This window comes from Cerasibacillus terrae (assembly GCF_008039555.1).
In the GTDB taxonomy this organism is placed as follows: Bacteria; Bacillota; Bacilli; order Bacillales; family Amphibacillaceae; genus Cerasibacillus; species Cerasibacillus terrae.
Genome location: NZ_VDUW01000005.1, coordinates 102,690 through 118,808, shown reverse-complemented (window position 1 = coordinate 118,808; position 16,119 = coordinate 102,690). Strand labels below are relative to the sequence as shown.

The 16,119-nt window shown below is 34.5% G+C and carries 12 protein-coding genes; 9 read left to right on the top strand and 3 right to left on the bottom strand.

The window, feature by feature from the left end:
- Positions 1-9 precede the first annotated feature (9 nt).
- Positions 10-90, top strand: a complete 81-nt coding sequence (locus tag FHP05_RS15765) for a putative holin-like toxin (protein WP_407923432.1) — start codon at positions 10-12, stop codon at positions 88-90.
- 218 nt (positions 91-308) lie between these two features.
- On the opposite strand, the gene FHP05_RS09055 is transcribed toward FHP05_RS15765, so the two are convergent.
- Together FHP05_RS09055 and FHP05_RS09050 are read right to left on the bottom strand one after the other, a co-directional pair.
- Entirely contained in the window at positions 309-710 is a 402-nt protein-coding gene (locus FHP05_RS09055; protein ID WP_147667271.1) for a hypothetical protein, read from the bottom strand.
- Between the two features lie 180 nt (positions 711-890).
- A complete protein-coding gene (locus FHP05_RS09050; RefSeq protein WP_147667269.1) occupies positions 891-1,271 on the bottom strand; it encodes a hypothetical protein in 381 nt (126 codons plus the stop codon).
- 190 nt (positions 1,272-1,461) lie between these two features.
- Here FHP05_RS09050 and FHP05_RS09045 point away from each other — a divergent pair, with 190 nt between their 5' ends.
- Both FHP05_RS09045 and FHP05_RS09040 read left to right on the top strand, forming a co-directional pair.
- Positions 1,462-2,568, top strand: a complete 1,107-nt coding sequence (locus FHP05_RS09045; RefSeq protein WP_147667267.1) for a C45 family autoproteolytic acyltransferase/hydolase — start codon at positions 1,462-1,464, stop codon at positions 2,566-2,568.
- A gap of 63 nt (positions 2,569-2,631) precedes the next feature.
- Positions 2,632-4,044 (top strand): YfcC family protein, encoded by a 1,413-nt coding sequence (locus FHP05_RS09040; RefSeq protein ID WP_147667265.1) that lies wholly within the window; start codon positions 2,632-2,634, stop codon positions 4,042-4,044.
- Positions 4,045-4,371: 327 nt separating this feature from the next.
- Here the strand turns inward: FHP05_RS09040 and FHP05_RS09035 are convergent, their stop codons facing one another.
- Positions 4,372-5,607, bottom strand: coding sequence for an IS110 family RNA-guided transposase (locus tag FHP05_RS09035; protein ID WP_147667263.1), 1,236 nt, complete (start codon positions 5,605-5,607; stop codon positions 4,372-4,374).
- Positions 5,608-6,181: 574 nt separating this feature from the next.
- Between FHP05_RS09035 and FHP05_RS09030 the strand changes: the two genes are divergently transcribed.
- The 6 genes from FHP05_RS09030 to FHP05_RS09005 all read left to right on the top strand — a co-directional run bounded on the left by FHP05_RS09030 (position 6,182) and on the right by FHP05_RS09005 (position 16,030).
- Complete coding sequence (locus FHP05_RS09030; RefSeq protein WP_147667261.1) at positions 6,182-6,967, top strand: enoyl-CoA hydratase-related protein; 786 nt, start codon at positions 6,182-6,184, stop codon at positions 6,965-6,967.
- Between the two features lie 993 nt (positions 6,968-7,960).
- Complete coding sequence (locus tag FHP05_RS09025; protein ID WP_147667260.1) at positions 7,961-9,181, top strand: NRAMP family divalent metal transporter; 1,221 nt, start codon at positions 7,961-7,963, stop codon at positions 9,179-9,181.
- Positions 9,182-9,548: 367 nt separating this feature from the next.
- Entirely contained in the window at positions 9,549-10,817 is a 1,269-nt protein-coding gene (locus FHP05_RS09020) for a DUF7281 domain-containing protein (protein WP_147667258.1), read from the top strand.
- A complete protein-coding gene (locus tag FHP05_RS09015; RefSeq protein WP_147667256.1) occupies positions 10,793-12,193 on the top strand; it encodes a hypothetical protein in 1,401 nt (466 codons plus the stop codon). The genes FHP05_RS09020 and FHP05_RS09015 overlap by 25 nt, the downstream gene beginning before the upstream one ends.
- Positions 12,150-12,842, top strand: a complete 693-nt coding sequence (locus FHP05_RS09010; RefSeq protein WP_147667254.1) for a hypothetical protein — start codon at positions 12,150-12,152, stop codon at positions 12,840-12,842. The genes FHP05_RS09015 and FHP05_RS09010 overlap by 44 nt, the downstream gene beginning before the upstream one ends.
- A complete protein-coding gene (locus tag FHP05_RS09005; RefSeq protein ID WP_147667252.1) occupies positions 12,839-16,030 on the top strand; it encodes a coiled-coil domain-containing protein in 3,192 nt (1,063 codons plus the stop codon). Before FHP05_RS09010 ends, FHP05_RS09005 begins: the two co-directional genes overlap by 4 nt.
- The last annotated feature ends 89 nt before the right edge of the window (positions 16,031-16,119 follow it).

Sequence of the window (16,119 nt, the reverse complement as noted above, 5' to 3'; positions counted from 1 at the left end):
GTGATAAGAATGACAGTATTTGAATCTTTAACTTTGATGATTTCCTTTGCAACATTGGTTATTGTCATACTGTCACAACAAAAAAAGTAACCACCCATTTCGCCTAGCACGCATCTGGGTTGGTTACTTTTTCTAACCTAAAATGTGAGCTACCCCCTTGAAGGGCTTTCACACGAAGGACCGTTCCATGTTCTAGCATGGGCGGTCTTTTTTATGTTATGTTCTTCTAAATTTATTATACCGCATTTTTACAATAAAATAAATATCTATGATTGTATATTTCAGCTAAACTGCTGCTTGTCATTCCCCTATGGAGCAAATCCATAGAAGGTTAGAATGAAAAAGAAGTAGGATAAAAAGTAAATGCCTAATAAGACCAACGACCAAAATATATACAAGACAATGCGTACCCAACGTTGTTCAATTGATTTTCGAACAAATTGAAACAGCTTATAAAAAAGCGCTAAAAATGTCGGGATAATGAATAAATGAGAAAAGATGTCTACCCAGCTTCCTAGTTTCATGAATCCACCTTCAACAGGGGCATCGTTTAGCTGATAATTGGTTGTAATATAATAATGACCAGTGATAAATACAATAGATAACAACGTAAAATAAGTGAGAATAGTAAATTTTACAGCTTTTTTCTCGTTCTTGAGGATCATATACATAAAAAGTAAAAAGACAATTAAAATGATTATTTTAAACAAATTTTCACCTCCGAAAAGACAATATAATAGGATTGTTACTATTTATAATATCATTGTAGAAAATAATGACCACATACTTTCAGGAAATTATTATACATTCAAGATAAAAAGGTAAAATACAAATGACATGTATCATTACTTTCGCATCATTGTTAAGGTTTATATCGTTCGCTATGACTCTTATTCTTGTGTCCGCATAAATGGAATTCCCCACACTTCTATATATTTTTTTATAAAAAAATATATGAAATAAGCGATAAAAGCAAATATAAATGTAGGAACGGTAAAAATCGGGCTAAAAAACTCTCTAATCGAATGATTATCGATAAATGTATCGTAAGGAAATCTGTTTCGATACTTAATTGGAATAAACTTACTATCTTTGTACATATCATATGTAGCTGATGATACGTTTTTTCTCGTTTTATACAATTTACCATTTTCATCTTTATACTGATAAATGAAAGTATATGTAAATATAACTGTTTTCGGACTAATCACTCGATCTTGTTCATGATCGATTATTTCTGCGAGAACAGTCGTTTTTCCAAATGGTACCATTTTGTATACAACGCCAAAAGGCTAAACCCTTTAATTGAAAAACCTAAAGCTTATTTTTTACTATTTATAGAATGGCTTGTGAATGGATGTTAAGTTCTACTTTGAAGAAAGTCGAGTCTAAACCTCCTTTTGAATGATGGGGTAATTATGAATTAAAAAAGCATAATTCTCCACCATTATCATAAACTGTATGCAAAGCAGTAGTTTAAACTACTGTACACAATGGAGGAGTGATACCATCAAAATATTAAATTTAAATGGTTCGGCGCATGAAATGGGAAGAAAGCATGGACAATTAGCGAAGGAAGAAATTGAGTTTAGTTTAGATTCGTATGAAAAGTTATTTTGGCATGAAAGGAATATCGAATGGGATGAAGCGGTTGAATTGGCGAAATCTCATGTGGATGCCATTAAAGAAACGAACGTAGAGCTTCTGGAAGAGATAGAGGGGATTGCGGAAGGTGCATCTGTAAGATTTGAGGATATTTTAGCTTTAAATGCAAGGAGTGAAATTGCGTTAACGGGAAATAAGCATGATGGGTGTACGAGTGTAGCTGTCATGCCACCCTTAGGTCAGAAAGCATATTTAGCTCAAACATGGGATTGGCGTTCCTCCCAATCTAGAAGTTTAGTAGCACTTCGAATAAAAAAGGAAAATGGTGTAAAAATCAATATGATTACGGAAGGGGGAATCATTGGAAAAATTGGATCCAATAATCATGGGCTCGGTGTTTGTTTAAATGCGATACGTTCGGAAGTGAAAACAGATCAATTACCAATTCATTTAGGATTAAGAGAAATTTTAAACTCTATGACACTAGAAGAAGCACAAGATAAAGTTGCCAATGGAAAAATTGCCTCTTCAGCAAATATGTTAATTGCACAAGATAACATCAATCAAAAACGCGCAATAAATATGGAACTATCCCCACAACACTTCGATACTCGTGAAACGAAATCATCCTATTTATACCACACGAATCATTTTTGTTCCACACATTTAAATAAAAAACTTCATACCCACACAAAAGAAAATAGCTTTATTAGAAAAGATAGAATGAAAGATTTGATTGAAGCACATGCCCGTGAGTCTGTAACAGAAAGTGATATAAAAGGCTGGTTGTCTGATCATGCAAATACACCAAATTCTATATGCCGACATAAGAATCATCATTTATCTGATTATGAGGATTCGATCACAGCTTTTGCGGTGATTATGAATTTGACGGATAGGAAGATGCATGTCATGGAAGGACAGCCCTGTAATCCAATACAAGCATATAATTTTCGATTTTAATTTTTTTAGTTTGAAAAGATGGATATGTTTTTAAAAAGAAAATAAATAAATGGGGAGGTATTTATGGAAAGGAATCAACTTAAAAAGTCAAGAAGCTTTGTGATGCCAGATGCATTTATTATTATCTTTAGTATTGTGACTATTGCAGCTCTTGCAACATATTTTATTCCGGCTGGATCCTATGAAAGGGAGACAGTAGATGATATTACGAAAGTAGTTCCAGGGAGTTTTTCAACCACAGAGTCAAATCCAGCAAGTATATTAGATTTATTTAGTTCAATTCAATTAGGGATGATTGAATCAGCAGGTATTATTTTCCTTATTTTTACGATTGGTGGTATTATCCACATTATCGAGTCAACAGGTGCTATTAACTCCGGAATTAATACACTAATCGAAAAGACAAAAGGACGTTATATGCTGTTAATTGCAACGGTTAGTGGAATCTTCGGTGTATTAGCATCAATGGGAATAGCAGCAAATGCTGTGATTGCATTTGTACCAATTGGTATTGCATTAGCTCGTTCGCTTAAATTAGATGCGATTGTTGGAGTTGCTACTGTCTATTTAGGATATTATTCTGGAATGATTGCGGGAATTTTCGATCCAACGATTTTAGGGTTGGCACAAACCATCGCTGAATTACCACTCTTTTCAGGAATGCCTCTTCGTATCGTACTTTTTCTAGCTTTAATTACGATTACGATTACTTACACCAATTGGTACGCGAAAAGAATCAAAAACAATCCTGAGAAATCTTATATGGGGAGTAAACCGTTTGGTAGTCTCGCAGAAAAAGCGGATGTGAAGGAAGATACATCACGAATTACGGGAAGACAGCAATTCATTTTATTGACTTTTATAATATTTATTATTGGTTTTATTTACGGAGCATTTCAGTACGGTTGGGGAATCAATGAATTATCTGGGATATTTTTAATGATGGGAATTGTAATCGCCTTCATTGCTCGAATAAGTCCGAATGAATTTGTTCACAAATTTATTGAAGGGGCAAAGGCGATTGCTTATGGTGCTCTAGTTGTCGGTCTTGCAAGAGCAGTCATTGTTCTTTTAAATGAAGGAGCTATTTTAGATACAATCGTTCATTATGCACTTGTGCCATTAGAGTTAACTTCTGTATTTATTGGTGCGCAATTATTGTATGTATTTAATCTGTTGTTTAATTTGTTGGTCACTTCTGGAACAGGGCAGGCAGCAATTATCATGCCATTGATGGTTCCAATTGTTGACTTATTAGGGATTACAAGACAGACAGGTGCCCTAATCTTGATGTTAGGAGATGGATTTACCAATATTATTACTCCAACTTCCGGTGTACTCATGGCCGTTCTTGCAGTAGGTGGAATTAACTGGATCAAATGGGTACGCTTTGCCTTCCCATTACTAATCATGTGGATGATTGTAGGCGCAATCGCCATTGCCTACGCAGTCTTGACTGGATACGGGCCTTTTTAGATAGGTGCCTGTCACGCCCCGAATTTTGTCGAAATTATGGAAGGTAGTAAAAGCTATCTTCCTTTTAGTTTGTTTTTATTTGACGGAAGATTTTAATTTATCTAATATTAATAGATAACAAAAATAAGTAAATTAAACATACTGTTATTTATACTTTCATTTTCAAATCTACCTAAATTAATGAAGACCTGCGGTAATATGTCAAGAGTAAAATAAATAATTATTTGATTATCAAGGTCCAATTTGCTTAAAAAAGGCAACTCTAAGCTAAACCAGCAATTTCATGTAAAAATTTACTGGTTATTGTTAAAAGGATTTTGAAGCTATTTATGCTTCATTTATTACGCTCCTTTTGGGCGTGTAAATTTGGTTTTTGCGTAGTAGCGCATCCACCAAACGAACAAATTTTCTTGCAGTTAAGACGAGGGCTCTTTTGTGTTGATGCTTTGGTACTTCTTGGTACTTCTTCGCAAAGTAATCGGAGTACTCAGGGATCTGCCTTCTTATCGAGTTAGCGGCTTCAACTAGATAATATCGGAGATACTGGTTTCCGTTTCGCGATAAAGTTGTATCATCTGCCGTAAAGCGACCAGATTGATGTTTTCGCCAATATAGACCTGCATACTTAGCAACTTTTGCTTCATTTTCGAAGCGTTCAATCTGTCCAATTTCAGCAATGATGCCAGCGGCAAAAACTGGTCCTATACCAGGCACAGTCTGCAGTGTTTGTGGCACACCTTTCATGATTCGCTCAATAGATTTATCAAGTTCCTTAATCTGCTTTTCAAATGTGCGAATCAACGTGATGGAAGTCGCTAGCATGGTGTCGATGGAGTCTTCTACGACCTTGTCTAATCGATAGGAAGAACGAACAGCTTTTTGAATTGATTCGGCGACATATTCTGGATCTGGAAATCTATTCTTGCCTTTAGTTCGTAAATAATCAGCTAACTCTTCTAAAGGCATACTGGATAATTCATCTAAACTGTAGCTTTCAAGAAAAAGATCCATCATCGCTTTACCAAATACAGAAGACTCAACCTCTTCTGTAAATGTATTACACTTATAACTCAAATATTGAAGAAAACGTTGTTTTTCCTGAGTGGTTTGGCGCACTATTTGAAAACGTGCACGTGTCAATTGTTGAAGGGCAACATATTGTTCCTCTTTGACAATTGACATAGGCAAACGGCCAAACCGAAGGTAATCAGCAATGACAAAGGCATCGATTTCATCTGTCTTATCCATATCGCTATAGCTCTTTTTAAAATTAGCTATCTGTTTTGGATTCATTACTAACACTTGTCCACCTAGAGCACGAAGTGACTCATCGTTGTGCAAAAACATGGATGGATGAAAACTATAGACACTGGTAGATTCAAGACCGATTTTCATTTCACTAACAGATTGATTTTGGGTCGTCTTTAAAATTTCATCTCTTAGCTGCGTAGCACCAGGTAAATCATTAGAAACAGTGAAGGAATTTAACTGATCGCCTTCACCATTTAAAAAACAAGCTTTGATATCAAAAGAACTAACATCTAAACCGACAAATAATTTCATAGGGGCAAACACTCCTTTCGATTTAGAATCATTGGAACTAAAGTCTTGGACGCTCCGGGATATCCCTAGTGTGAACGCTGATCAGCAACCTCGTTTATGAGTACTATCCTTGTATCGAAAGCCGCCCTAGAGCTACTAACATCTAGGTTCGAATATCAAGGTGTACAGCCTGCGTGTTTGAAGGTCGAAACACACACTGGGAAACAGTCTTTTTAATGCGGTACAATCCGCAAGGAGTGAAAGAATTGTCCCAAATGATCCTAAGACCATTATCTAGGAACATCACGGAACGTCCAAGACATTTGGCATATTATTTAGGGTCTTTACTTATTCATGAATTTATCTAAACCAAGTTACTTGGAACGGAAGGCGGCGACTCCTGCGGGAAAAGCATGAGACTTGAGACCCCGCAACGAGCGTTTTTTGCGAGTGAGGAGGCTCAAGCCATGCCCGCGGAAAGCGTCCGCCTGCAGTGGAAAGTAACGGTAGCACTAGCAGATACAATTTTATAAATTAGTTAGAATAAAATAGGCGGAAAAATAACGCCTAAACATAATATACGAGGAGTGATCAGATGAAATTTTTATCATTTCGAAAAAATGAAGACATTGCGTATATAAAATTAGAAAACCCGAAAGAATTTAACACTTTATCGCTGAAATTAATGCAGGAATTAGATGAATTATTAAAGGATATTGCTAAAAGGCGAGAGGTGAAAGTTGTTATTATCGAAGGTTCTACGAAGGCATTTTCGGCTGGACATAGTTTAAGAGAAGTACAAGCTAGTACCTCCGAAGAAGCACTTGATTTATTTCAAACTTGCTATCGATTAATGCGTACGATACGAGAGATTCCTCAAATCGTTATTTCAAAGGTCCAGGGTGTTGCGGTTGCTGCTGGTTGTCAGTTGGTAGCCATAAGTGATATGGCAGTGGCTAGCGATGAGGCGAGATTTGCTACGCCAGGAATCAATAGTGGTTTATTCTGTAGTACACCGGCTGTATTTTTAAGTAGAAATATAGGTAGAAAAAAAGCCGCCGAATTATTATTTACTGGGAATATGATGTCAGCCGAAGAGGCATTACAGCATGGATTAGTAAATAAAGTTGTTCCTCGTGAAAAATTAGAAAAGGAAACTGAAAAATTAGCGAAAGACGTTACGAAGCAGAGCTTGGATATCATTGAAATTGGTAAAAAACAATTTTACCAGCAACTTAATATGGAGGATTTTCAAGCTTTGAATTATTCAACGGAGGTAATTGCAGCTAACACTCAACATCCGGATGCAAAAGAAGGGATAGAGGCATTTTTCGAGAAAAGAACACCTGTATGGAATGATCAATTAAAAATAGAATCTTAGTTTTGGATAAGATAAAATCAATGCGTTAAAAAGCCTTTGAAATAGATATCAAAGGCTTTTTAACATGGTTTAAATAATCCCTGACCTTCTTTCAAGTGATAACATAATCATCAAGAATCACATCTCTTTTGATTTATCTATAAGAATATTGTGGAAGATTTAAACTTTAATCTTAATTATAATTAACTGTATACATTACCATTTTATTTTGTTATAATTCATAAGCATTGTATTTATTAAGATGGCAGAATGCTGAGGATATTGATTAAAAGATAATTCCTGCTTACATTCACAACATGAACAAGGTTTATTTTATTCATTTGGATAAATAAATACCGCTTATAATTTTCATAAAATTAAAAAAACAAAAATAGACTCACTGAAAAATAAATGAAAAGTTTATAAAAATATTTCGCTTAATGATATGGGAAGAATAGATGTGTAGTGTTGCATACTTGACTGCATCATTTAAGTGAAATTTGATGAATTATTTTATAAAGAAAAAGTAAAAACAGGTTGTTACTGTTAAAAATAAATTGATTGAATCATAATACTATATAATGATTATTTGTATGTGGTTGACTTTATTGGAGAAAGTACAGGTTTTTATGTCGGAATATTCCAAATATTACGCGAGGAAAAAGGTCACTACATTATTTTGGCCTAACAACAATACTATTGTTTTATCGCAGATTAACTGGCTGTAAGATCTCCACTTCAAGAATTCCCCACTGATTGAAGTTTCACTTTATTAGCCAATGGGCGTGAAAAGTTATCATAATTTTCACTATATTTTCGGTATTAATTGACATGAAAATAAAAGGGAAATAAAAAGATAATCTTGGTGTAAGGTTGCCAAATCCATATGGATGTAGGAAAACTTTATGAATGAAGTGAAATAATCCTCTATATTTTCTATGGAAATATATATTAATCGTATATGAAAAAGGTTTTGAATAATAAATTTGACAACATGAGAAGGGGCTGATTGCAATGTCAGAAAAGGCTATTGCAAAGGACTTATCAAAGGATGATTTTAAAAATAAAAATAGAACGAGAAGTGTTTTACTTGGGGCAGCATTTTTAATGGCGACATCTTCTGTTGGGCCTGGTTTTTTAACACAAACAACGGTCTTTACCCAGCAATTGGCTGCTAGTTTTGCTTTTGTTATTTTAATTTCATTAGTTTTAGATGTATTTGCACAGGTAAATGTATGGCGGGTTATTGCCGTATCCGGATTACGTGGGCATGAAATTGCGAATAGGGTTTTACCAGGTTTAGGTGTATTATTATCCATCTTCATCGTTATCGGTGGTTTAGCATTTAATATTGGGAATGTCGCTGGTGCAGGACTTGGATTAAATGCGATGTTAGGCATTAGTCCGATAACCGGTTCTATTATTAGCGCAGTTTTTGCTATCATGATTTTTCTTATCAAAGAAGCAGGCAAAGTGATGGATAAAGTGATCCAATTAGCTGGAGTAGTCATGATTATTTTAATGGTTTATGTTGCATATACAACTTCTCCACCTGTTGGTGAAGCTCTTATTAATACAGTAAAGCCTACACAGATTGATGTACTTGCGATTGTTACTCTTATTGGTGGATCTGTCGGTGGATATATCACGTTTGCAGGTGGGCATCGCCTGTTGGATGCAGGAATAAAAGGCGTTGAATCTCTACCTGAGGTGACAAAAAGTTCTGTGTTTGGTATTGCTGTAACAGGAGTGATGCGAGTCGCACTCTTTCTGGCGGTATTAGGTGTCGTGTCCCAAGGATTAGCTATCAATCCTGCCAATCCACCTGCATCTGTCTTTCAATTAGCAGCAGGGAATATTGGATACCGTATATTTGGTGTCGTTATGTGGGCGGCAGCGATTACATCGGTTGTTGGTGCAGCGTATACTTCTGTATCTTTTATTCGTTCGTTTCATCCAATGATTGACAAATATCATAATTATATTATCATTTTGTTCATTGTGATTTCATCAGCAACATTTGCATTTGTTGGACAACCTGTAAGTGTGTTAATTTTAGCGGGGGCATTGAATGCGCTGATTTTACCACTTGCACTAGGAACAATCCTAATTGGAGCATATAAAAAAGATGTTGTCGGGGATTACAAACACCCATTATGGTTAACGATAACAGGAGCAATTATTGCGATTGGAATGGGATACCTTGCCATTCTTACGGTACTGGAACAATTTTAGGGAGGTGCCTGTCACTTCCCGGATTTTGTCGAAATTTTTTTGAAAACAAGAGCACAGCAAAAAGCCGTTTCTCATAATTTGAGATACGGCTTTTTGTCTAGTTCTTTATTTGAATTTAAAGGTATCTATTATTTCTAGGATATTTTCTTTTCCATTTGAACGGATTCCTTTTTAAGTATAGGTACAAAGATATATATCAAACTGACGTCCTATTTAAAAGGTGATATGATATAAGTATTCGAATAAAGTGGCGCATAACAAGATGAATGATGTCCTCCATTAATTGAGGTTATAGTTTTTATGACGTTAATTGTTCAAATCCAACCACATGGATAAAATAATAACGACTAGATTGTGAGGGATTTCTTTGTGTCAATGGAAACAATATATAGAAGAACATCTGCTGAAAAAGCATGAGGAAATAGAGTGGATAGATGCAGAAGAAGATGATGTCTTTAAAGCATATATCGTAAAAAGAACTCCCCGAACATATCGGAGAATTGCTAGATTATGGGTTTCTAAAAGAACTAATGTAACAACTTCCAAACCGGATGATATTTTAATAAAAACTCGCTTGTCTACTAGAAAAATAAAGCGTATTTCAGCTGATTCAAATGCTATTCATGATTGGCTATTAGCGGGATGGATTGTTAGAAAAGTTGTATTATCTAATGATGGAAGGACCCCTGTGTCAGAAGGTTATTTAATGGGGCCTGCCTTATTTAACTATCTTGAAAATGAGAAACAATTAAAAATCCAACAACAGGAAAATCGATTTAAAAACTATCAACAAGAGCTTCGCCAAGTTGTCCTACCAAATGAGTTCAATCGTTTCCAAAAGCATATTGATTATTTGATTTCTATAGATTATCAAACATTTAAACAAGATTCCTTTTTAAAGGATTGGCCAGTTTCAAAACGCATGCGATTTCTTGAGTTTTTAGTAGCTATTCTAACATTAAGGAGAAGTAAATCTACATTTGACTTTAAAGAAATAGGGGCGTTTTATTTTAAAGAAATTGGTGGATCAAAAGTATTTGATAGATATAAAGATGAATTTATTACACAATTAGAAACTTTACTGCATGACTCCCCGAAGACGTTAGGGTTGATGAGTCTCGGTAGTATTACACCGATTTATTTTTCCGGAAGTATAAAAGGAAAGTTCGCGACATATCACATTGGATCGTTACATGCTGTGACAGATGTTTCGCTTTTAAAGGATCGATTTGAAACGGATAATAAAACAATTTGGCTTGTAGAAAATCGTGCCATATTAACAAGAATGGCTGCCTCTCCAAAATTCATGCAACACTCGGATTCACTTGTTATTTGTTTAGATGGTCATATACGGTCAGCACACCGACAATTTATTAAGCAATTAAGTAATTGTTCAAGTGTAGAACAAGTAATTATATGGACGGATTATGATGAATCAGGGTTATCGATTGCTTATGATGCATATAAAATTCTTCCCGGTTCATTATTAGTTAAATGGATTGCAAGAGATGGACAAGTTTATTTTGATTATCAACAATATTCCAATTGGTTACAAAAAGAATTACAGACAACAAAAAGAGAACAAGAAGAAATATTAGGGGATGAAAATGAATGGACGAAATGGATCAATCAATAATTTCTGTATTCGATAAATCAGCAAATAGCCCAGAAGTCCACCAGACAATGCGTGACTTTGTATCTCTGGCGGGCGTGTTTAGTGCACTGGGGAATGCAAAGACCTTTGAATCTCCATTAGAAATACTTATTTTTTTAAGAGTCATTCAATTTTTTAATAGAGAGGCTCTAGGGCTAGATGAACCAATTGAAAACTCAGAAACAATTTATTACCGTTATTTGAACACATATGACGATTTGGAACCTCCTACGAAGAAACGTATTGAACAATTTGTAAATATTTTAATCAAATTCAATTGGGTAACGAAACAGGCAAAACGCTTAAAAATGAGGAACACAGGTAAACGAATGATGGATGCACTTATCCGTGCTGCAAATGATTCCTTAGCATATTACATGCAAGATGAAATTGGTCGTTCCTTGTTTCAAGCGAGAAGAGATGCTGAAATTAGTGAGGCATATGATGATTACGGTATCTCAGGTGGAAATGTTGTGGCAAGTATGGTTCGCCATTTGAATGATGCAATTGAACTGTTGAAAGAACGGGAATTAGAGTTATTAGCAGATCGTGATGCATTACCTCAATTAAGACATATACACGTATTAATGAATGAGATAGATGTTAAAATGCAAGAGAGATTAGAGAAATTACCTACCATAGAAGATGGCTTAATGATGGCAGATTTAATTCATAAAAGTACGGAAGCTTTATCTGAAGGGACAAGCTTAAGTCTTGGGATGATCAATAAATACCTAAAATTTATTAGTATGCAAACAACGGACATTGGTTCTTTAATTTCCCCTGAAAAAACAAGACAATTTATCGAGAAAATGTTTAATCCTCCAGTTGAATCGGATATACCGAATGCACATCAAATTTTTAGTTTCATGGAACAGAATCTTTATGAAAACGAATCAATGGACGGAATGTGGATTCCCGTAAAAATGGCTCCTTATTTAAATGGACAGGCAATTGATGATGGAATTGACTTTTTGGAAAATTATGAGCCATATGTAAGAGAGGATATTGAGGAAGAGGAGTCGATTACGTACAGTACAGAAATGATAGAAGCTACGGATATTGATGAAATTTTTGGTGATGCGATGTGGAAAATGACAAAGGAAGTAATTGATACGGAAGCAATTGAACAATATGTGGAGGTACAGAAGGAAACTGAACTCGAAGAACTAATTATTGAATCAAGTTCTAATCATTTCGGTGATGCTGTTCGCTCTTTAATGGCAATATCCGCTTTAGTTGCTAATAAAAGAGTAGATATAGAGCCAGCGGAAGTAAATAAAACGTATGAAAAAGAATGGGAGTGGGTAGAAGATGGAGACAGAGAATATAAAGTCAGACAACGAAAACGCAAATAAACAACCACTTGCTAATATGAATGCTATACAGTCTTATTTAACAGAAAATGAAGAATTAGCTTTTATGCATATTTTATATTCATCCTCAGCAACGATACGTGCAGGAAATTTCGGCTTATCAAGAAATGAAGTGGAGAAACAATTAAATATTAGTGAGGATGATGATCAGTTTTATTCCTTTATCAATCGTGTGAATCAAGGATTAAGTCGTTATTATAAGTTAATTTATGATAAAAAACGTGATCAAGTCGTCGTGATGTTACGAACAACAGCACGTATGGCGAAAAGAACGTTGTCTAAAGAAGCATTAGCCATTCTACTACTTATGTTTTATCAACAGGAAGTACTTCAACATGAATTTACTTTACTCTCTCAAATATTTGATGCATTTGGGCATGAACAATTAAGAGCAAGTCAAAAAATTAAAGTAAATATGAATACGTTGAAAAAGATAGGTGCTGTTGAGGAATTTCAATCTGATTCTAATGAAGAAGCATATAGTTTGACTGCCATTGGAGCTCATATGTTTTCAGATTCCTTTTTAAGACGAACCATTGAATTTAGCCATTCCCAACAGTTTAATAAGGAAGAAGTGCTTAAATTTTTCAAACGATACCATGTTCAGCACTGGGAGAGTGAGACAGAATGATACCACATGAGTTGAGATTTCATGGAATACGGGATTATGAACCGACATCTATCGATTTATCTGGGGCTGGGGAACATATTCTCATTGCAGGGCCTAATGGATCAGGTAAATCAACGATTACTTTTTGTATGGGAGCTGTACTCTATTCAAGCAAAGTAGATGTGGAAGGATTAAAGTCAAGAAATATTCAAGAAGATAAAACATGGCGAGCATCTATTCATTTTTTATTTAAAAATGAGGGGCCAACACGAATTGATGCACCACTTTACATTCAGTTTTCTGTTGATTTTGAGCAGGAACCGAGTTCACCAATCAAACGTATTTATAAAATAGCAGATGGGGATGAAATAAACGAACTTACAAACAAGGCTACTTTTCGTTCAGGTGGGCAGCCGAATTTCGGTGACTATCGCCGAGAACTAACAGATAAATATAAAATTTATCCGGATTATTATTATTTAATTTGGTATCAACAAGAAGTAAATCAATTTGCAGTGATGTCTCCAGAAGAACGCTTCCGTGTGTTTAGTGAAATGCATGGAATTTCCAACATCCAGAAGAATTGGGAAGTAAGTTTAGAACAAGTAAAAGAGATCAAGTCATCAGTTGTGGAAGCAGAAGTATCTGTAAATAATGATAAGTTAAGAATGTTAGACGCTGAGAAAATGTATGAACGTCTTAAAGCCCATCAGGAATCAATTCGAATAAATGGTCGTGATGTGATTCAATCATTACGTGCATTAACTGTATTATATAAACAACGATTGAATACAACAGAAGGAATAATTGAAGATTTACTCATTCAACGTGATGATTTAACTGAATCACTTCATCTAGTCGACAAAGAAGTAGCTAATAAAAGAGGAAGCTTACAAACGATTACAGAAGAAAAAGAGCACTATATAGAAGAAATAAATAGGAAGGCAGAGGAACTTGAACAAAAGAAGGAAGAAGCTGGCTCCCTAAAAGAAAGTATAAAATTACTTGAGAATCAATTGAAAGAGGTTGAAGAAAAAAGTAAACGGCTCCGTTATACAGAAAAAGAAACGAAAGAATATTATAAAAACAGGGAACAATTATTAAAAGATCAAACAAATCAATTGAATAATTATAAAGATAAAATAAAAAACCTTCAGGATGAAAACATCGAAATTATAGATAAACGGGCTAAACTACAAAATGATATAGATGTTTTTAAAGAAAAGGAAAAGGGGCATCAAGAACTTTTAGAGCAGTATAAAAGTAAACATATAGTTGAAGAGAGAATTTCCTTTTTAGATGAGACGATTTCTAATCATCATAAGCGTATCGATCAATTAAAGGAATATATGAAAGAAACAAGGGATGAACTATCCGCTTTAGAAAATAATCAGGTTGTTTCTAAAAGGCAGCAGGAAGTTTTAAATGAAATGAAACAAGCTGATGTACGAGCATATCCTTTACAATCATTGATTGAATTACAGGACAACGCGCCAGTTGAAGCAGAGCATCAACTTGATGCAATAAAATATACTATCTTTTATGATGCTAAATATGTTTTACCTATTAATGATTTATATCATGTTTCTTTAATGAAAATTATTCCGGAATACTATATTGATGCTATTCCAGAACTTCAATTGCAAATGAAAAAGGGTTTAAATAAGGAAGAAAAAACATTTGCAGCAAAAGCTTTATGGTGGGTGAAACAATTTCTATCAGAAGAATATCCAATGATTCGTGATGGAAAGCTCATTGATTCTCAAGGTATTCGAGGAAAACAGGAATATCGAACATATATTTTAAGTGAAAAAGCAATTCAAGCACGAAAAGCGAAACTTAAAAAGGAAATATTGGAAAAATCCAATCAACTTAATGAATGGAAAGAAAAGAACGATATGGCTATAAAGGAGCTTCAGCAACTCCACAGTGTTGTTGGAAAGGTGGCAGAAGCGGAAGCATTTCAATTACAAATCCATCAACATCAACGGAATGAGACTAAATTATGGCAATACAATAGTCGCTTAGAAGAAATAAAGCAAGAAAAGGAAAAACTCGAACAGATGGTGGATGAAATTAAAGGTAAGATTGCTAGAATAGAAGTTGATTTGGAACATTTAGAGCATGATTTAGAAGTATATGAACAACTAGGTGTGCAAAAAAGTCAATTCGAGGAACTCTATGAATCCAAAAAGTACCATAAAAAATTGCAAAATAGTATTCAGCAATTACAAGAAAAAACCGACCAACTTGAAGAACGGTTCCGTAAGAAAGAGGATGAAGAAGAAAAGAGACAGCGACAGATCTCTCAGGGTGAACGAAGAATAGAGGATATGATCAGAGAAAAAAATAGTATGGAAATACAAATGACAAGGAAAAAAGAGGAAAAGGAAGTATTGCAAAGTAATATTATAAAAAATGAAGAAGAATTACTTGAAATGAAAGAGTTTGTACCAAAATTATATAAAGAAACACTTACCTTAGAACCTTTAAAAAAGCAAACAGAATCAACATTAAAAAATAAATATTTACATGCAAGAAGGGAATTTGATTTCACACGTCAAGAAACCGGTATAAATCCTGAAGCTGGAAATATTTATCATAAAGCAAAAGAAAACTATGATGAAAAAAGCGCAGAGTTTAATCAATTAAAAAGACTTTTAGAAGAAAACCAAAAACGAGCAGAAGAAAATGAACAGAATCTAGTAACGACCATTCAAATGAAAGTTCTTCGCATTCATCAACTTTTTCAAAACTATATGACACATTTTCAGTTTGAATGTGATATTAATTTTGATAAATACGAAGAGAAGAATGGAAGAGTTAATTTCCGTTTATTCATTAAAGTACGTAAACAAGGCCATCGTGGAAGAATGGAGGATGTTAGTTTAAAGGCACGGGCTGGAAAGGTAGGAAAAGGTGTATCTGGGGGAGAAGAATCCCTTAGCTCATTATTGTTTGCATTAGCTTTATTGCAAGAGCTAGATATTAACCCAAGTTTTATTGTACTTGATGAATTTGATAGTGCACTTGATGAGGGCAGAAAAGCAAAGGTGTTTGACCTATATGCGAAAATGCTCGATAGAAAACTAATCATTATTTCTCCAAAAGGCCATGAAAATGAGTACTTAAATCACTTTCAAAAAGCATACATCGCAAGACATGATCCAACACAGTTGAAATCCGTTTTAGCAGGAGTTAGGAAATAGAGGTGCCTGTCACTTCCCGAAATTTCTTTCGTTCTATTATTTATGTTAGGATTAGAATAAATTGAATCATATCAATATAGTTTTACCAA

Coding starts and splice junctions, on each gene's coding strand:
- FHP05_RS15765 (WP_407923432.1), top strand. CDS start 10: ATGACAGTATTTGAATCTTTAACTTTGATGATTTCCTTTGCAACATTG.
- FHP05_RS09050 (WP_147667269.1), bottom strand. CDS start 1,271: ATGGTACCATTTGGAAAAACGACTGTTCTCGCAGAAATAATCGATCAT.
- FHP05_RS09045 (WP_147667267.1), top strand. CDS start 1,462: ATGCAAAGCAGTAGTTTAAACTACTGTACACAATGGAGGAGTGATACC.
- FHP05_RS09040 (WP_147667265.1), top strand. CDS start 2,632: ATGGAAAGGAATCAACTTAAAAAGTCAAGAAGCTTTGTGATGCCAGAT.
- FHP05_RS09035 (WP_147667263.1), bottom strand. CDS start 5,607: ATGAAATTATTTGTCGGTTTAGATGTTAGTTCTTTTGATATCAAAGCT.
- FHP05_RS09030 (WP_147667261.1), top strand. CDS start 6,182: ATGAAATTTTTATCATTTCGAAAAAATGAAGACATTGCGTATATAAAA.
- FHP05_RS09025 (WP_147667260.1), top strand. CDS start 7,961: ATGTCAGAAAAGGCTATTGCAAAGGACTTATCAAAGGATGATTTTAAA.
- FHP05_RS09015 (WP_147667256.1), top strand. CDS start 10,793: ATGGACGAAATGGATCAATCAATAATTTCTGTATTCGATAAATCAGCA.
- FHP05_RS09010 (WP_147667254.1), top strand. CDS start 12,150: ATGGAGACAGAGAATATAAAGTCAGACAACGAAAACGCAAATAAACAA.
- FHP05_RS09005 (WP_147667252.1), top strand. CDS start 12,839: ATGATACCACATGAGTTGAGATTTCATGGAATACGGGATTATGAACCG.